The organism is Thalassotalea sediminis, assembly GCF_030295915.1.
GTDB classification, from domain to species: Bacteria; Pseudomonadota; Gammaproteobacteria; order Enterobacterales; family Alteromonadaceae; genus Thalassotalea_C; species Thalassotalea_C sediminis.
The window spans coordinates 3783938-3801855 of sequence record NZ_AP027361.1 but is presented as its reverse complement, the minus strand read 5'-3'; the positions used below and the strand labels follow the sequence as shown (position 1 = coordinate 3801855).

The 17918-nt window shown below is 40.8% G+C and carries 15 protein-coding genes; 6 read left to right on the top strand and 9 right to left on the bottom strand.

Annotation, left to right across the window (positions count from 1 at the left end):
- Positions 1 to 76 precede the first annotated feature (76 nt).
- The 5 genes from ilvA to ilvG form a co-directional block, all read right to left on the bottom strand.
- Positions 77 to 1642, bottom strand: coding sequence for a threonine ammonia-lyase, biosynthetic (gene ilvA, locus QUE09_RS17105; RefSeq protein WP_286234087.1), 1566 nt, complete (start codon positions 1640 to 1642; stop codon positions 77 to 79).
- Complete coding sequence (ilvD, locus tag QUE09_RS17100; RefSeq protein WP_286234086.1) at positions 1635 to 3500, bottom strand: dihydroxy-acid dehydratase; 1866 nt, start codon at positions 3498 to 3500, stop codon at positions 1635 to 1637. The genes ilvA and ilvD overlap by 8 nt, the downstream gene beginning before the upstream one ends.
- 107 nt (positions 3501 to 3607) lie before the next feature.
- Positions 3608 to 4534 (bottom strand): branched-chain amino acid transaminase, encoded by a 927-nt coding sequence (locus QUE09_RS17095; protein ID WP_286234085.1) that lies wholly within the window; start codon positions 4532 to 4534, stop codon positions 3608 to 3610.
- A 46-nt stretch (positions 4535 to 4580) separates the two neighbouring features.
- The gene (gene ilvM / locus QUE09_RS17090; RefSeq protein WP_286234084.1) at positions 4581 to 4868 is read right to left on the bottom strand and encodes an acetolactate synthase 2 small subunit; all 288 of its coding nucleotides are present in this window, start codon (positions 4866 to 4868) and stop codon (positions 4581 to 4583) included.
- A 1-nt stretch (position 4869) separates the two neighbouring features.
- The gene (gene ilvG, locus QUE09_RS17085; RefSeq protein ID WP_286234083.1) at positions 4870 to 6534 is read right to left on the bottom strand and encodes an acetolactate synthase 2 catalytic subunit; all 1665 of its coding nucleotides are present in this window, start codon (positions 6532 to 6534) and stop codon (positions 4870 to 4872) included.
- Between the two features lie 447 nt (positions 6535 to 6981).
- On the opposite strand from ilvG, the gene QUE09_RS17080 reads away from it, so the two are divergent.
- A complete protein-coding gene (locus tag QUE09_RS17080; RefSeq protein ID WP_286234082.1) occupies positions 6982 to 8502 on the top strand; it encodes a YifB family Mg chelatase-like AAA ATPase in 1521 nt (506 codons plus the stop codon).
- Positions 8503 to 8506: 4 nt separating this feature from the next.
- Here QUE09_RS17080 and ilvY read toward each other — a convergent pair whose 3' ends face one another.
- Positions 8507 to 9385, bottom strand: coding sequence for an HTH-type transcriptional activator IlvY (ilvY, locus tag QUE09_RS17075; protein ID WP_286234081.1), 879 nt, complete (start codon positions 9383 to 9385; stop codon positions 8507 to 8509).
- 150 nt (positions 9386 to 9535) lie between these two features.
- Between ilvY and ilvC the strand changes: the two genes are divergently transcribed.
- Both ilvC and QUE09_RS17065 read left to right on the top strand, forming a co-directional pair.
- Positions 9536 to 11020, top strand: coding sequence for a ketol-acid reductoisomerase (gene ilvC, locus QUE09_RS17070; protein ID WP_286234080.1), 1485 nt, complete (start codon positions 9536 to 9538; stop codon positions 11018 to 11020).
- 208 nt (positions 11021 to 11228) lie between these two features.
- Positions 11229 to 11384: a hypothetical protein gene (locus QUE09_RS17065; protein ID WP_286234079.1), complete on the top strand. Its 156-nt coding sequence runs from the start codon at positions 11229 to 11231 to the stop codon at positions 11382 to 11384.
- 100 nt (positions 11385 to 11484) lie between these two features.
- Here the strand turns inward: QUE09_RS17065 and QUE09_RS17060 are convergent, their stop codons facing one another.
- The gene (locus QUE09_RS17060) at positions 11485 to 12741 is read right to left on the bottom strand and encodes a glutamate-5-semialdehyde dehydrogenase (protein ID WP_286234078.1); all 1257 of its coding nucleotides are present in this window, start codon (positions 12739 to 12741) and stop codon (positions 11485 to 11487) included.
- A 4-nt stretch (positions 12742 to 12745) separates the two neighbouring features.
- Positions 12746 to 13855 (bottom strand): glutamate 5-kinase, encoded by a 1110-nt coding sequence (gene proB / locus QUE09_RS17055; protein ID WP_286234077.1) that lies wholly within the window; start codon positions 13853 to 13855, stop codon positions 12746 to 12748.
- 290 nt (positions 13856 to 14145) lie between these two features.
- Between proB and yihG the strand changes: the two genes are divergently transcribed.
- Positions 14146 to 15042, top strand: a complete 897-nt coding sequence (yihG, locus tag QUE09_RS17050) for a 1-acylglycerol-3-phosphate O-acyltransferase, YihG family (RefSeq protein WP_286234076.1) — start codon at positions 14146 to 14148, stop codon at positions 15040 to 15042.
- Between the two features lie 8 nt (positions 15043 to 15050).
- Positions 15051 to 16292, top strand: coding sequence for a mechanosensitive ion channel family protein (locus QUE09_RS17045; RefSeq protein ID WP_286234075.1), 1242 nt, complete (start codon positions 15051 to 15053; stop codon positions 16290 to 16292).
- Here QUE09_RS17045 and tesB read toward each other — a convergent pair.
- Complete coding sequence (gene tesB / locus QUE09_RS17040; protein ID WP_286234074.1) at positions 16289 to 17146, bottom strand: acyl-CoA thioesterase II; 858 nt, start codon at positions 17144 to 17146, stop codon at positions 16289 to 16291. The genes QUE09_RS17045 and tesB overlap by 4 nt on opposite strands.
- Positions 17147 to 17620: 474 nt before the next feature.
- Between tesB and QUE09_RS17035 the strand changes: the two genes are divergently transcribed.
- On the top strand, positions 17621 to 17863 hold the full coding sequence (locus QUE09_RS17035; protein WP_286234073.1) for a hypothetical protein: 243 nt from the start codon (positions 17621 to 17623) through the stop codon (positions 17861 to 17863).
- The last annotated feature ends 55 nt before the right edge of the window (positions 17864 to 17918 follow it).

Genomic DNA, 17918 nt, shown 5'->3' with positions numbered 1-17918 from the left:
CTTGACATAATATGTCATTGAGGTGTTTATATGTCAAGTTAATACAGCATGTTAGCTCGGGATATGCTGCTAATAGTTAGCTTAAAAATGCTTTATAGGCTTGGTTATTGGTTTCTTCTTGCCATGCATAATCAAGCGTTTTTACATGGTTGAAGAAGTCCAACTGATCATCATTACTTACTTCAAAGCCAGCAAGCACTTGACCAAATGCTGCACCGTGATTTCGATAATGAAATAGGCTAATATTCCAACGTTCGCCTAAGGTATCTAGAAACTTCTCTAAAGCGCCAGGATACTCTGGAAATTGAAACCTAAAAATACGTTCTTGCACTGCAGTAGGATTTTGTCCGCCTACCATGTAGCGGACATGTAGTTTTGCCAATTCATTATTGGTAAAATCATCAACGTGATAACCTTGTTGTTGCAGTACATCAATCAAGGTTTCTCTCTCTTGTTGACCAGATAACCTCACGCCAACAAAAATGTGTGCCTTTTCATTATCATCATGCTGTGCCTGACGATAATTAAACTCGGTGATCACACGACCTGCCAATGCTTGGCAAAAACGTCGAAAACTACCTTTTTCTTCTGGAATGGTAACAGCCAATACTGCTTCTTTTTGTTCACCAAGTTCACAGCGTTCAGAAACATACCTTAAGGTATGAAAATTCATGTTGGCGCCAGATAAAATGGCAACCAGAGATTCGTCACCTTCACTTGATTGGCAATACTTTTGTAACCCTGCTAACGATAATGCGCCAGCGGGCTCTGCTATAACACGCGTATGTTCAAAAATATCTTTAATTGAGGCGCAGATTTCGTCGGTCGACACTGTAATTACATCATCACAGTATTGCTTTATTAAATTAAACGTATGCTCACCAATACGTTTAACAGCGACACCATCTGCAAATAGCCCTACTTGATCAAGATCAGTCGGTTGGCCAGCCTCCATTGCTGCTTTTAAACATGCTGAGTCTTCTGCTTCAACGCCAATCACTTTGATATTAGGCCTTAACTGTTTAAGGTAAACAGCCATTCCTGCTAAAAGACCGCCGCCGCCAACAGGTACAAAGATGACGTCACATTTAGTTTGTTGCTGAAGAATCTCTTTAGCTACTGTGCCTTGACCGGCGATAACATCAATGTCGTCGAATGGGTGCACGATGGTTTTATTTTCATCTTTTGCAATTTGTAAACAGGCACTCGCTGCTTCATTAAAACTTTTGCCAACTAATCGCACGTCTGCACCAAAACGACGAACATTGTCTACTTTGATCTCAGGTGTTGTGATCGGCATAACGATGGTGGCTTTAATACCGAGTTTATGCGCCGCAAGCGCTAAACCTTGCGCATGGTTACCCGCTGATGCAGCGACAACGCCATGTATGCATTGTGCTTCAGTCAAGTTCGCTAACTTGTTATATGCGCCGCGTAATTTAAAGGAATGTACGGGTTGTTGATCTTCGCGTTTTAAATAAATTTGATTCCCTAATCGCGCAGATAGTTTATTCAGTGGCGTTAAGTCACTTTCAACCGCAACTTCGTAAATAGGCGCTAATAAGATACGACGTAAATAATCTAATGCTTGCTCTTGGTTGGCATTTGTTTGTGCCAGTTTTTGTTGTTCTTCATCAGTCATTATTTGCTACCCCATCGAGCAAGTCACGATTTCTTACTGCACCTTTGTCTGCACTTGTTGCAAGCATGGCGTAATTTTTTAGCGCATAACTGATTGGACGGTGACGATCAACGGGTTGCCATTTATTTGTTCCTTTCGCGTTCATTTTTTCACGACGGGCATTAAGCTCTTCATCACTGATGTTAATTTGAATAGCACGTTTTGGAATATCTATGTGAATTATGTCACCTTGTTCTACTAGGCCAATTGCGCCACCGCTTGCGGCTTCAGGTGATACATGGCCAATAGATAAGCCTGAAGTGCCACCTGAAAAACGACCGTCAGTGATCAACGCGCAGGCTTTACCTAGGCCCATAGATTTTAAGTAGGTTGTCGGGTAAAGCATTTCTTGCATACCAGGACCACCTTTTGGTCCTTCATAGCGAATCACAACGACTTCGCCGGCAACGACACTACCGTTTAAAATACCTTCAACAGCCGCATCTTGGCTTTCAAAAATATGTGCGGGCCCGGTAAACGTTAAGTTATCTTCGGACACGCCTGCGGTTTTAACTACGCAGCCATCAACGGCGATGTTTCCTGATAATACGGCTAAGCCACCTTCTGTAGAGAACGCATTGTCAATGCTTCGTATACAGCCATTCTCACGGTCATCATCTAGCGTATCCCAACGACAATCTTGACTGAATGCTTTTGTTGTACGGATACCCGCAGGGCCTGCACGGTAGAATTTTTTAACGTCTTCGTCTTCAGTAACCTTGATATCATATTTAGCGATCAGGTCTGCTAATGTTGTACCTAAAACATTTGGTACATCAGTGTTTAACAAGTTAGCGCGTGCTAACTCACCAAGGATACCAATTACACCACCCGCGCGATGCACATCTTCCATATGATAATCTGGCGTTGAAGGTGCAACTTTGCAAAGTTGAGGCACGATCCGAGATAACTTGTCCATATCTTCCATGGTGTAGTCAACTTCTGCTTCTTGCGCCGTGGCTAATAAGTGCAATATGGTGTTAGTTGAACCACCCATCGCAATGTCTAAGCACATCGCGTTATGTAATGCTTCTTTACTGGCGATATTGCGCGGTAACGCTGATTCATCATTGTCTTGATAATATCGCTTGGTTAAGTTAACAATTTCTTTACCGGCATCTAAGAATAACTGTTTTCGATCTGCATGGGTTGCTAACATGGAGCCATTACCTGGCAAAGCTAGGCCTAATGCTTCTGCTAAGCAATTCATGGAGTTAGCGGTAAACATGCCGGAGCACGAACCACAAGTTGGACATGCAGAGCGCTCTACTTGATCACTTTGTTCGTCGGAAACTGTTGGATCTGCACCTTTGATCATAGCGTCAACTAAATCTAGCTTGATGATTTGATCCGAAAGCTTTGTTTTACCTGCTTCCATTGGGCCACCAGATACAAAAATCACAGGGATATTTAAGCGCATTGCTGCCATTAACATCCCTGGGGTAATTTTGTCACAGTTTGATATACATACCATTGCGTCGGCACAATGAGCGTTTACCATGTACTCTACTGAATCTGCAATTAAATCACGCGATGGTAAACTATAAAGCATGCCACTGTGCCCCATAGCAATTCCATCATCAACGGCAATGGTGTTAAATTCTTTAGCCACACCACCTGCTTCTTCAATAGCGCCTGCAACCAATTGCCCCATATCTTTTAAATGCACGTGTCCAGGGACAAATTGGGTAAATGAATTCACAACAGCAATTATAGGTTTGCCAAAATCATTGTCGGTCATTCCAGTTGCGCGCCATAACGCACGAGCACCGGCCATATTGCGGCCTTGAGTTGAAGTGGCTGATCTTAATTTAGGCATAGTGTTATTCCATTAGAGATGTTTAAATTTACTTGTTAAAACAAAGGGATACCTTCGCTTTAACAAGCAAACTTAGGAGTTTGTGCTCCTAGTTTGCCAAGCTTATTTTATTCGACTGGCGTCAACCATGAATCGTCGATATCTGTAGAACCATTAAACATACCGAAGAATGCTTCTTGAATTGCTTTTGTTATAGGTCCTCGAGTACCAGTACCGACTGGAATACCGTCAACAGTTTTTACTGGAACCACTTCCGTTGCAGTGCCTGTCATGAAAAACTCATCTGCTAAGTATAATGATTCACGAGAAATAGGCTCTTCACGTACTTCGTATCCTAAATTACGTGCAAGCTGCATTACCGTATCACGCGTTAATCCAGGTAAAATTGACGCAGTACTAAATGGTGTATAAATTACGCCTTTACGTACTAAGAAAAGGTTTTGTCCAGCACCTTCACTTACCATGTTATTGACATCAAGCGCGATTCCTTCAGTGTAACCATGTCGACCGGCTTCCATTGAAATTAACTGCGATGATAAGTAGTTACCACCTGCTTTAGCGGCAGTTGGCATTGTATTTGGTGCTAAGCGATTCCAGCTTGAAACGCCAACTTCAACACCATTTTCAATGGCATCTGCACCTAAATATGCTTCCCATGAAAACGCAGCGACCATTAGATCTGCCTGTGCGTCTGCAGGTGGACGAAGACCCATACCCACATCGCCTAAAAAGGCTAAAGGTCTTAGATAAGCGGAAGCTAAATTATTTTTAGCGACAGCATCCTTACAGGCTTGCATGACTTCTTCATGTGTATAAGGAATTTGCATGCGATATACTTTGGCTGAATCGAAAAGTCGATCTATGTGTTCTTCTAAACGAAAGATACAAGTGCCTTTGTGCGTTTGGTAAGCGCGAATGCCTTCAAATACAGATGAGCCATAATGTAAAGCGTGGCTCATCACATGTACGGTTGCATCTTTCCATGGGATAAGACCGCCATTAAACCAGATGAGTTCTGCACTAACTTTTGCCATTTTCTTTTCCTAATTTGTTTATCAATTTCAGTGTTAATAACACTGATTATTTGTATTGGGTGCTTTTTAAATAATTTTGCGCACTGTCTTGGTGCGAGCCTCTATTGTCTACTTTGACATCCTTGATGTCGATCAGTTTATTGATTTGGTCAACCAATAATTCAATGGGTCGTTCACTACTTACTTGTAGTTCGATAGTGCCTATCTGGGTACCTGTATTGACCACCGCATTCATGCCGTTTATGAGAAAACCTCGATAGCGTGTTACTTGTAAAATACGCTCAAGCACTACCTGTTTATCGTCTACCGAAATAATTAATTGGTAATGATTCATCTTAGGTGCTCTCCATCATTTTGTCGTTTGCGGTTTCGGGTGGAACAAGTGGCCAAACGTTCTCTTTTGCATCTATCTTTACTTGTAAAAGATAAGGGCCGTTATGATCTAGCATTTCTTCAATTGCTTCAGTAACTTGGTGTTTCTCTGTAACCATTTTAGCTTTAATATCAAAGGCATTAGCAAGCATCAGGAAATCTGGATTATCTGACAGGTCGGTTTCACTTAATCGGCCCTCGAAGAAAAGGTCTTGCCATTGTCTAACCATACCTAATTTGGCGTTGTCGATAAGCACTATTTTTACCGGTAACTGAAAACGTTTAATGGTTGATAGTTCTTGAACATTCATCATGATTGAGCCGTCACCTGTTACGGTGATAACGGTGTCATTAGGCCTACTAACCTGAGCGCCAATGGCGGCAGGTAAGCCAAAGCCCATTGTGCCCATGCCACCGCTTGTTAGAAAGTTACAAGGATCGTCAAATGCCATATGTTGTGCAGCCCACATTTGGTGTTGACCTACGTCAGTAGTAACACAACTATTTGGCGGCATTTTTTCACTAATTTCATTAAGTACGGCAGGCGCATAGATGCCTTTTCCAGGGTGGTCATATTGCCAACCGAATTCTTGTATCATCGTGACAATACTTTCTTGCCACGTATCGATATTTAATGGTGTTGCTAGCAGTGGAACGTTTATTTTCAAATCACCTAAAATGGCCGCATCAACAGCACGTCTTTTATTGATTTCAGCGGTATCTATATCAAAATGAATCACTTTAGCATTTGGCGCAAATTCATTAAGCTTACCGGTAACCCGATCATCAAATCGTGCACCAACAGCCACCAATAAATCACATTCTTGTACAGCTAGATTAGCGGCTTTAGTGCCGTGCATTCCAAGCATACCAAGGTAATAGGGGTTATTTGGATTAATTGCACCAAGGCCTTTAAGTGTTGAAACACTAGGTAACCCTGTTGTTTCAGCAAACTGTCTTACTTCATCTAGGGCGTTTGCCATACCTACACCACCACCGACATATAAAATCGGTTTCTTGGCGTTAGTTAAGATATCTAGTGCTTTAGTTACATCCGCTGGCGGTAATTTTACTTTGTTTTTTATTTGGTCGTAATGTACACCTAATTTTTCTACGGCGGCAAGCTGAACGTCTTTTGGAATATCAACTAATACTGGGCCTTGTCGACCTTCCAGAGCAATGGTAAACGCTTTGTGAAGTACTTTTTCTAATTCATCAACATGGTGAACTTGAAAGGAGTGCTTTGTACAGGCTAAAGACAAGCCAAAAACATCTATTTCTTGGAATGCGTCTGAGCCCATAGCCGCAGTAGCAACTTGGCCCGTAATCGCCACAATAGGGATAGAATCTGCTAACGCATCAGCAAGACCCGTAATCAAATTTGTTGCACCAGGTCCAGAGGTTGCTAGACACACCCCTATTTTCCCTGTTGCTCTAGCGTAGCCTATGGCAGAGAAAGCTGCACCTTGTTCGTGTCTCACTAAAAAATGCTGAACATCACTATCATACAAAGCATCATAGATTGGCATGATAGCACCGCCTGGATAGCCAAAAACGTGTTGAACACCATGTTGTTGCAGCACATCAAATAATAAAGATCCACCGGTGTGTTGATTGTCAGTTGCCATGATTGTTTTATACTATTCAAAACTTATTCAGTTCTGTTTAGTAGACTCCTTTTTGTTTGTTACCTTAACGTTCACGTAAATTAACCGCCATATACGAAAAACCCCCCGGTCCTATCGGAGCGGGGGGTTTGTATTTCTTAACTGAGTTTTCTTTAGCTCAACAAACGACCCCGCGATGATTTAATAATCACCACGACGAGAATGTTAATAATGACTGAGCTAAGTGTTTGCATGTTTATTCAAATACTCTGAAAATAAATTTATAAATGCGCATATTTCGCGTTCTTTTTAAATTAGTATCATAGCTCTAAATCATTGTGCAAGTACTTTTGTTAGAGTTTTTTTTAAGCGAATTGTTGCCTTTGGTTATAACCAAGTGAAATTCGCGTAATTAAAAAAGCAGATCTACAATGAAATTAACGGAATGTAACATCAAATGGAATTTGTATGTCTTTAGCGTGTGTTTATAGTCGTGCTCGTGTTGGTTTAACTTCACCATTGGTCACTGTTGAAGTACATCTAGCAAATGGTTTACCTGCTTTTAATATTGTAGGGTTACCTGAAACAAGTGTTCGAGAGTCTAAAGACCGAGTGCGCAGTGCTATCATCAATTGTGGTTATGAATTCCCCGCTAAACGTATCACGATCAATTTAGCCCCAGCTGACTTACCCAAAGAAGGGGGACGATTCGATCTGCCTATTGCAGTTGGAATTTTAGTTGCGTCGCAGCAATTGCCGTCAGATGATATTGAAAATTATGAGTTTGCAGGAGAGCTTGCTTTATCAGGAGAACTTCGGCCGATTGTTGGTGAGATCCCAATGGCAATGGCGAGCAGTGAATCTAAAAGAGCGTTAATTTTATCGGCAGAAAATGGCGAACAAGCCAGTTGGGTTGAATCAGCAACTATACTCCCGCTCAAACATCTTGCAGATTTATACCCGCACCTGATGCGTCAACAAAGATTAGCTATTGCAGAGCCCAATCGACAAGCCGTTAATACTGCGATAATGGAAGACGACATTAGTGATGTTATTGGTCAACCATTAGCCAAGCGCGCTTTAGAACTGTCGGCGAGCGGTGGCCACAATTTATTGTTAGTAGGTCCTCCTGGCACAGGAAAAACCATGCTAGCAAGCCGATTACCGGGTATTTTACCCGCGATGACTGAACAAGAAGGTATCAATGTTGCTGCAATCAAATCGATTAGCAACCAAGCTGTTGATGCAAATGCATGGCTTACACGCCCGTTTCGAAGTCCACACCATACGGCTTCTTCCGCAGCACTCATTGGTGGAGGTAGTATACCTCAGCCAGGAGAGGTAACGCTGGCGCATCATGGTGTATTATTTCTTGATGAATTGCCTGAGTTTGATCGTAAAGTGCTTGATGTGTTGCGTGAACCTATGGAGTCTGGTGAGGTCACGATATCGCGCGCATTACAAAAACAAACGTATCCAGCGCAGTTTCAATTGGTGGCAGCGATGAACCCATCACCGACGGGTTTTTACAATGATAACCGCAGTACACCAGAGCAAGTGTTACGATACTTAAACAAACTATCAGGACCGTTTTTAGATCGTATTGATATTCAAATTGAAGTGGCGAGGTTACCAAAAGGTATGTGGTCAGACTGTGTTCCGGTAATGGAAACCAGTGCACAAGTAAGGTTTAGGGTTCAGAAATGCCGTACCATTCAAATTAAGCGCCAAGGAAAAGCAAATGCGCATCTTACCAGCACAGAACTTCGACAATACTGTGTATTAACACCCGATGATAATGAGTTCTTAGCACTTGCGGTAGAAAAACTCGGGTTATCGACACGTGCCCATCATAAGATTTTAAAGATCGCGCGAACATTAGCCGATATGGAAAATTGTGATGCTATTGAACATAAACATTTGATCGAAGCATTGTCTTATCGTGCAATGGATCGATTATTAAAGCATTTAACGACAGCCGTCGCCTAGAGTTCTAAATAATTGCCTGAAGAAATGCCGTAATAAGTTTGTTCGCTTTATTTTGATTTAAACAACACACACCTAATTCGAATGGCGCAATATCACCGACATTGTCGAGATTTTGGATACGTTCTTTAACGGGGCTGTTGTCTACGACCACTTGCGGCACCATACCTACACCACATCCTAACGCAACCATACTGACTAATGCTTCATGCCCTGAAACCGTTGCATAGATATTTGGTTTACCTTGTTGTCGTCGTCGGTACCAATAGTCAAATCGCTTACGTGCAATGCCATGTTCCGGCAATATCATTGGAATGTTACTCCAAGGAATTACAGGCATGCTTACTTGCTGTTGAACTTGGCATACTTTGCTCGGTGCAATAACGGTTAAAGGTACTTTGGCTAAAGGGTGAAAATAGAACTGACGAGATAACGTTTCAGGTTTTACGGCTATGGCAACATCAACTGTTTGCGAGCTGAGTTGCTCAAATGCGTCTGCTGCGTCACCAGTCACTAGCATTATTTCCACCAAGGGATGTTGTTGACGAAATTTATCAAGGAGTGGCGGTAGATGACTATATGCTGCGGTTACAGAACAAAAAATATTTAACTTACCTTGTAATTGAATTTGTTCTTGGCGTAAAGACAGCTGCAACACGTGCCAGTTATCAAGCTGTTGTTGGGCATATTGTTGAAACTGTTGCCCTGCTTGCGTTAGCACTACCGTTCTGTTGTCTCGGTGTAATAAATCACAACCGACTTCAGTTTCAATACGTTGTATGGCACGACTCAAGGTTGAAGTGCTGACATGGTTAGCTTCAGCGGTTTTACCAAAATGTAGATTGTTTGCTAGGTCAACAAACATTTTTAGTGATTTTTGATCCAAAATAAACCCTTGGTGTTGCATTTTTTGCAATACAGTGGTGCGAATATATCATTTTAAGCAATACGAGTCTTGCAGTATTATCGTTACAGGTCAGAAAATCTGACAAACCGTTTTAACAAGTTCAGCGGATAAGGCTGGCAAGGAAGAGTGATGAGTAATTATTTTAATACCTTAAGTTTGCGCGAAAAGTTAGCCCAATTGGGAAAATGTCGCTTCATGAAGCGTGAAGAATTTAGTGATGGGTGTAATTTTATTAAAGATTGGAACATCGTCATTGTTGGCTGTGGTGCGCAAGGCTTAAACCAAGGTCTTAACATGCGTGACTCTGGGTTGAATATTTCTTATGCGTTACGTGAATCAGCTATTGCTGAAAAGCGCCAATCTTGGGCGTGGGCAACTGAAAATGGCTTCACTGTTGGTACCTATGAAGAGCTTATTCCTCAGGCTGATTTAGTATTAAACCTTACACCTGACAAGCAGCATACATCAGCAGTCTCTGCGGTTATGCCGTATATGAAACAAGGTTCTACCTTAGCGTATTCACATGGCTTTAATATTGTTGAAGAGGGTATGCAAATTCGCCCAGATATTACCGTTGTGATGGTAGCGCCAAAATGTCCGGGTACTGAAGTACGTGAAGAATATAAACGTGGTTTTGGTGTACCAACACTTATTGCGGTGCATCCTGAAAATGACCCTCAAGGTAACGGTTTAGCGATTGCTAAAGCATATGCGTCAGCTACCGGTGGTGATCGTGCAGGAGTTTTAGAATCTTCATTTATTGCAGAAGTTAAATCTGACTTAATGGGTGAGCAAACTATCTTATGCGGTATGTTGCAAACTGCTGCAGTGCTAGGACATGAGCAACTGGTGGCTCAAGGTGTGGATGCCGGTTATGCGCGAAAATTGCTTCAGTATGGTATTGAAACGGTAACAGAAGGCTTGAAACACGGTGGTATCACCAACATGATGGATCGCCTATCGAATCCAGCAAAAATTCGTGCTTTCGATATGTCAGAACAACTAAAAGATGTGTTACGTCCATTATTTGAAAAACATATGGATGACATTATCGAAGGTGTATTTTCTGCGACTATGATGGAAGATTGGGCAAATGATGATGCAAACCTTCTAAAATGGCGTGAACAAACGGCTGAGTCTTCTTTTGAACAAGCTCCAGACTGTGAAACACCCATTAGTGAGCAAGAATATTACGATAAAGGCATTTTCGTCGTCGCGATGGTAAAAGCTGGCGTTGAATTAGCGTTTGAATCTATGGTGGCGGCAGGCATCATTGAAGAATCAGCGTATTACGAATCTTTACATGAAACACCATTGATTGCGAACTGTATTGCCCGTAATAAACTTTATGAGATGAACGTGGTGATTTCTGATACTGCAGAATATGGTAACTACTTATTTACGCATGCAGCACAGCCAATGTTAAAAGACTTTGTAAGCAAACTTTCACTAGAAGATTTAGGAGAAGGTTTGTCAACAACATCAAATGGTGTTGATAACGTACGCTTAATTGAAGTTAATGAAGCGATTCGTAATCATAGCGTTGAAGTTGTTGGTAAAGAATTGCGTGGTTATATGACAGACATGAAACGCATTGTTGAATCTGCGCTTTAAATAACGTATTCACCCTATGACCATACTGTTTTGGGTATGGTCAAAAACCGATATCAGTACTCTGGAGCTGATATCGGTTTTTTATTGTTAACTCAAAATCATCCCTATGGAGGTGATGAACGTTCAGTTGGGCTTTGCCCGTAAAGCTCATTTTTAAAAGTATCAATTGAATTGTTTCCAAGTATCTTTTTAATGTTAAATTGCAGTGATGGAACTTCTCGACACTGACGAGCGGTGGGATGCGCATTTATTAGAGCGGTATGATGGTCTAACAATATTGCTGTTAGTGTCCGCTGAACAGGGTGATGAGGGAGTTGTCAGAGGGAAACAATCGATGAAAGTAATTTACGATGAAACTCAGTAAAAGCTGAAAGAAATAAGCTCCCATACAGGAAGCCTTGTCAAGGCTTCCTGCTATGCTGGTAGATTATTTACTTATTGGTTGTTGAATAAAGGTAAGGCGGTTACTCTCTAATTTGTCCATCACCAATTACAACATATTTTTCTGTCGTTAACGCCGCTAGCCCCATTGGGCCATAGGCGTGTAATTTACTCGTAGATATACCAATTTCAGAGCCTAACCCGAGCTGTCCGCCGTCTGAAAAACGTGAAGAAGCATTAGTCATCACCACAGACGAATTGACCTGTCTAATGAAAGCCTGACATCGACTCGTATCTTGGCTTACGATAACTTCAGTATGATCAGATGTGTACTGGTTGATATGGTCTATTGCCTTGTCATATGAATCCACTACCTTGATGGCAATTTCATTGGCAAGATATTCGGTATGATAGTCTTCATCATTGGCGAGTACTGCACCAGCAAAGTAATTGATGCTATTCGGGCATGCATGTACCTTGACGTTGTTTTCCGCCAATGCTTTTGCAGCAAGAGGTAAAAACTTAGCAGCGATATCTTGATGTACAAGTAAGGTTTCAAAAGCATTACATGCACTTGGTTTTTGTGTTTTACCATTAATTAAAATCTGAATGGATTTATTTAAATCGGCATATTTGTCAATGAATAAGTGGCAAACCCCTTTAAAGTGTTGAATCACAGGGATTTGACTGTTTTCTGTTACATAGCGAATTAATCCTTCGCCACCGCGCGGGATAACGAGGTCGATTGATTCTCGTTGTTTTAATAATTGCTCAATGACAACGCGACGCGTATCAGGTATCACGGAGATAACATTACGGTCGATATCATTGTCTTCAAGTACGCGATGCAGACAATTGGCTAGTGCTAGGTTGCTATGTATAGCCTCTGAACCTCCGCGCAATATGACTGCGTTGCCCGATTTTATACACAGTGCCGCTGCTTCGGCTGTAACATTGGGTCTTGCTTCGTAAATCATTGCAATAACACCCAATGGTATTCGCATTTTACCTACCTGAATACCATTGGGTCTTAGGGTCATGTTGGCAATGCTACCTACGGGATCGTGAAGTGCAATAATTTCACGAATGGCTTCAGCAATATCTTTTACTCTTTCAGGAGTTAACAATAATCTGTCTAACATTGCTTCAGTTAAGCCACGTTGTCGTCCAGCGGTAATATCCTTGTTATTTTCAGCCAATATGTTGCTTATATCTTTTTCTATTGCATTTGCCATTTGTAAAAGTAGCTTGTTCTTCACTGTAGTGGTTAGTTGCGCAACTTGCCTTGCTGCTACTTTTACATGTTTTGCATTGTCAGCAATATCGAATGTACTTGTCATAAACTTAAAACTCCTTGCTAAGCATTACCAAATCATCGCGATGGACGACAACTTTACTTGGTCGATAACCCAATATTTGAAAAATGTCGTCACTCTTGACGCCTTTAATTTGTTGAAGTTCTGGTTGACTATATTGGCAAATACCTTTGGCGATAACGCGATTTGTTTTGTGATCAATAAGGTCAATAGCGTCACCGGCAATAAAACTACCTTCGCAGTTCACAACACCTGAAGATAACAAAGATGCTCCGTTGCGGGTTAAGGCGGTAACGGCACCTTGATCGAGATATACTTTACCGTCGCTCTTGAGCGTATGTTTGAGCCAGTGCTTACGTGCTGGAGCGGATATTTCTTTAGCTAAAAATTTGGTACCCGGGTTTTTGCCTTTAAGCAATTGCTCAAATACTTCAGGGTTAGTGCCGTTGATAATATAGGTGGTAATGCCATTTTCTATTGCTTTCTCGGCTGCTTGAATTTTGGTTTTCATACCACCTGTAGCAATAGGGTTGTTGGTACAACCTGCCATGGCATAAATCTCGTCAGTGATCTCTGCAATTTCTGGAATCATTACAGCATCAGGGTTATGACGTGGATCACAGTTAAAAACACCATCAATGTCACTTAATATAAACAGGCAATCAGCTTCGCTTACCAAAGCAACTTGTGCTGCAAGATTATCATTGTCACCAACTTTTAACTCGTCAGTTGCAACCGTGTCATTTTCATTTACGATTGGTAGTACCTGATTAGCTAATAAAATACGTAACGTATTCTTAATATTTATATAACGCTCTCTGTCTTTTAAGTCGCCATGGGTAATGAGCAATTGACTGCAGGCTTGATCAAAAAATCGTTGCCAATTTGCCATGAGTTTTATTTGCCCTACGGCTGCCATTGCCTGTTTTGTTTGGATTGAGGGGATGGGGGAACCATGACTAATTGACAGCCTGCCAGCAGCAACACTGCCGGAAGAGACTAAAATGATTTCTTTGCCTGCTTGTTGGCATGCCGTTATAAAACGAGCAATTGAAAGCAGGTACTTGCCGCTGCAACTATTAGTATCTGGTGACACTAATGCGCTGCCGACTTTAATGACAGCCCGATGAAAATTCATTGTGTTTCCTCAATTATCCAGCCTAAAAGCATCCTTCATCCCAGCGCAACTTGCAATGAGAAAATACATATTCATTAGACGAGATCGTTATTTTTACTCGTTTTAAGCAATAACGACCATCGATGAGTTATTTTTATTATTAATATTGACGATTTTTATCAAGAAATAGCGGAGATAAATTTCAAATGATAGAAAAGTAATCAATTTATAATTTTACTAATTAGTAGCTGAAAGCGAGTGAAAATCCCTTTATGATATGAGCTACCTAAAGTTATTCATTTTAATGCCGCATGTTACGTTTTTTACCCGCACCCATTACTGGTTTATTGTCATTTTTATTTTATGTGATTAATACACTTTTTTGGTTAGTACCGATTGTGATTTTTTCTTTACTTAAGGCACTTGTTCCTGTGGCTGGCTGGCAAAAGCTTTTTAGTTATCTACTCGACCGCATGGCAAGCAATTGGGTGGCGATAAATACCGTTAACCAGAAATTATTTACCAAAACAAAGATTATCGTTTCTGGGCTTGAAAAATTAGAAATAAAACAATGGTATTTGGTTATTGCGAATCATCAAAGTTGGGTAGACATTTTAGTATTGCAAAGAGTATTGAGAGGCAAAGTGCCATTTTTAAAGTTTTTCTTAAAGAAAGAGCTTATTTATGTGCCTTTTTTAGGAATTGCTTGGTGGGCGCTAGATTTTCCATTCATGAAGCGATATAGCCAAAGTTATGTGAAGAAAAATCCACATCTAAAAGGTAAAGACCTTGAAACAACGCGTAAGGCATGTGAAAAATTCAAACATAAGCCTGTTAGCGTTATGAGCTTTATAGAAGGAACGCGTTTTACGTCAGAAAAGCACCAGAAACAAGGCTCTCCATTTCAGCATTTATTAAAACCAAAAGCGGGGGGGATAGGTTTCGTGATGTCCGCAATGGGAGAACAACTGAATAAAGTATTAGATGTGACCATTTACTATCCAGAGAAAACCCCTACTTTTATTGACTTTTTATGTGGTCGCGTGCATACCATAGAGGTTGATATTGAGATTAAAGATGTCGATCAACAATTAGTTGGCGATTATATGAATGACCGAAGTTATAAAATTTATTTTCAGAAGTGGGTTAACACTTTATGGGAAGCTAAAGATCAGAAATTGGCGCGGCTACAGAAAAAATACCAATAGGGAATAGTATGCAAGATATTTTATCAACATGGCTATCTGAACAAGGGGTTTCCGAACTTTACTTATCATCAATGACTATGGTGGTAGGTATAGCAATAATGTTGGCAATTGCAGGTATTGTTTATTATTTAGCTAAGCACCAATTGTTAGTTGCCATTGAAAAAATGGTGATTCACTCAAAAAACACTTGGGATGATCTATTATTTGAGCAAGGGGTTTTTAGTCGAACCATCGCAATAATCCCTCTGGTAGCTGCGTGGTTTCTGGTGCCGCATTTATTTGTTGAAGACAGTGTTTTTCGACACTTTCTCTTAGTTTTTTTTCATATCGCAATAACGTTTCAAGTAGCAAGGGCGCTTAGTGCCCTACTTAATGTGTTTAAAAGCAGTTATCGTCAAGTAGCGCAGAATCGATATATCCCTCTGAACTCAACCATTCAAGTCATTAAGCTGTTGGTATATTTAGTTGCTAGCATTCTGTCTATTTCGTTTGTGTTAGATAAATCACCATTGTACTTGTTAAGTGGTTTAGGCGCGTTGACTGCCGTATTACTATTAGTTTTTCAGGATACCATTAAAGGGCTTGTCGCCAGTATTCAAATTTCTGCGAATAAGATGTTGGCACCAGGAGATTGGATTGAAATTCCACAGTATGGTGCAGATGGTGATGTACTAGAAATTGGCCTCAATACCGTTAAGGTACAAAACTTTGATCGTACAATTACTACAGTACCTACTTATGCATTAATTAGTGGCTCTTTCAAAAACTGGCGAGGCATGTATGTATCTGGAGGAAGACGGATTAAGCGTTCAATTACACTCGATGTATCCAGTGTTCGCTTTTACAAGCCTGATGAAATCAAAAATCTGAGGTCAGTAAGGCTTATTCATGATTATTTAGACGAGAAGCAAAAAGAAATTGATAGTTATCATCAATTGCGCGGTATAGCCCCGGAAGATGTGGTTAACCAACGACAACTTACAAATGTTGGTACTTATCGAGCGTATATTGAGAATTATTTAAAGCAACATGAGCAAGTGCACCCAGACATGACTTGTATGGTTAGACAATTGCCAGCAACCGCTTCTGGCTTACCATTAGAACTTTACTTTTTTTGTAAAGATAAAAATTGGGTGAGTTATGAATCAATACAAGCTGATATTTTTGATCACCTTTATGCGATGGCACCAATCTTTGATATTCGTGTTTTTCAACATCCAACAGGGCAAGATTGGCGCCAGCGGAATTAACGTTGGCGAATTACGCCTTCTTGCATGGTACTAGCAACCAGTTCGCCAGTTTGGTTGTATATTTGCCCGCGGACTAACCCTCTTCCTCCTACAGAAGTGGGACTTTCCATTACGTATAATAACCAATCGTCAAACCTAAATGGTCTATGGAACCACATCGCGTGATCAATACTGGCAATTTGAAAGTTTGGTTGCCAATGGGATTCTCCATGCGTAAAAAGCGCTGTCGGTAAAAAATGAAAATCGGATGTGTATGCCAACATATATTTGTGAATTCGGGGATCGTCAGGTAAGTTACCATTTGCCTTAATCCACATATGACATAATGGATCTGTTTTTTGTGGCTTTATCCAGTTATATTGCTCCACAGGGCGCAACTCTATAGGCTTTTCAGATAAAAACTTTGCGCGAATGTTGTCAGGAATATACTCTTGGTGATCAAAAATAAAGTCACTGAATGATGGGATACCGTCTGGTCCAGGTACATTAGGCATTGTTGGCTGATGATCAAAGCCAACTTCATCTAGCTGAAATGATGCTGTCATGTAAAAAATAGCTTTACCATTTTGAATGGCTTTAACACGTCTTGTATTGAAACTATGACCATCTCTGATGTTTTCGACTTCGTAAACAACAGGCTTCTGTGCATCACCTGGACGCAAAAAATAAGAATGTAGAGAATGAATATGACGAGCAGGGTCTACAGTTTCTTGCGCTGCTGATAACGCTTGTCCCATTACTTGACCACCAAACAGCGCTTTAAAACCTAAATCTTGGCTTTGTCCGCGATATAATCCCTGCTCAATGGGTTCTAATGTGAGTAAATTTAATAAATCGTTTAATACCTGGCTCATAATAGTGATGATCTTTTTTGATTTTCATTACGTATAATGTCCTAAGTATAAGAAAGTGAAGCCATCTTTGGAAGTAACTAGAGCGTGTTGATCTTTGCTGTTTGAGTTTTGTTCAAATTAAACGTCTTCTGATCGCGGCACTTGGATTATTGCATAGTCATGCTATGGTTAGTTTAAGTAACAAAGAGCAGGAGGCGTTTAGGTGAACCCTTCGGGCAGCATCTGTTTGGCATTTCTACTGTGTTAACGCTTTACTGGAGTAGAATAACTACACGGCGTAAGCGCTGCCTTGTGTAAATACCAAACAAATTGCAGCAAAAGCAAACATGAAAGATCAACACGCTCAAGATATACCAGTCTAAAAAGTATCATTATTTAACCGCGAGTTGTTGAAATAATGTACCAACTAAGATATCTTCGCTGTCATATGTAATTGTTATTATCATATTTACAGAGGTTAATGTGGAAGCCGTAATGGACAGAGAAGCGTTATTAGAACGCAGACATTACCAACCTGAGCACTCAGTGCTTTGGGACAAGTTATCGTTAGCGCAAAAGTTTGCTGCGAGTAGCTTAACGCAGTTCGGTTATGATCTGTCATTTATTCGCGCCAGTAATGCTGGTAGTTTGGCTGTGCTGATGTGCGATGGTAATGTAGCCACGATATCAGATGACGGTGAAATTGATACATCACCAACAATTACTATCCGCCCTTAAAGCGAAGAAAACAATAGGTGTTTAAAAGCTGCTTATGCGGCTTTTTTTGTGCCTG

Coding starts and splice junctions, on each gene's coding strand:
- ilvA (WP_286234087.1), bottom strand. CDS start 1,642: ATGACTGATGAAGAACAACAAAAACTGGCACAAACAAATGCCAACCAA.
- ilvD (WP_286234086.1), bottom strand. CDS start 3,500: ATGCCTAAATTAAGATCAGCCACTTCAACTCAAGGCCGCAATATGGCC.
- QUE09_RS17095 (WP_286234085.1), bottom strand. CDS start 4,534: ATGGCAAAAGTTAGTGCAGAACTCATCTGGTTTAATGGCGGTCTTATC.
- ilvM (WP_286234084.1), bottom strand. CDS start 4,868: ATGAATCATTACCAATTAATTATTTCGGTAGACGATAAACAGGTAGTG.
- ilvG (WP_286234083.1), bottom strand. CDS start 6,534: ATGGCAACTGACAATCAACACACCGGTGGATCTTTATTATTTGATGTG.
- QUE09_RS17080 (WP_286234082.1), top strand. CDS start 6,982: ATGTCTTTAGCGTGTGTTTATAGTCGTGCTCGTGTTGGTTTAACTTCA.
- ilvC (WP_286234080.1), top strand. CDS start 9,536: ATGAGTAATTATTTTAATACCTTAAGTTTGCGCGAAAAGTTAGCCCAA.
- QUE09_RS17065 (WP_286234079.1), top strand. CDS start 11,229: ATGGAACTTCTCGACACTGACGAGCGGTGGGATGCGCATTTATTAGAG.
- QUE09_RS17060 (WP_286234078.1), bottom strand. CDS start 12,741: ATGACAAGTACATTCGATATTGCTGACAATGCAAAACATGTAAAAGTA.
- proB (WP_286234077.1), bottom strand. CDS start 13,855: ATGAATTTTCATCGGGCTGTCATTAAAGTCGGCAGCGCATTAGTGTCA.
- yihG (WP_286234076.1), top strand. CDS start 14,146: ATGTTACGTTTTTTACCCGCACCCATTACTGGTTTATTGTCATTTTTA.
- QUE09_RS17045 (WP_286234075.1), top strand. CDS start 15,051: ATGCAAGATATTTTATCAACATGGCTATCTGAACAAGGGGTTTCCGAA.
- tesB (WP_286234074.1), bottom strand. CDS start 17,146: ATGAGCCAGGTATTAAACGATTTATTAAATTTACTCACATTAGAACCC.
- QUE09_RS17035 (WP_286234073.1), top strand. CDS start 17,621: ATGGACAGAGAAGCGTTATTAGAACGCAGACATTACCAACCTGAGCAC.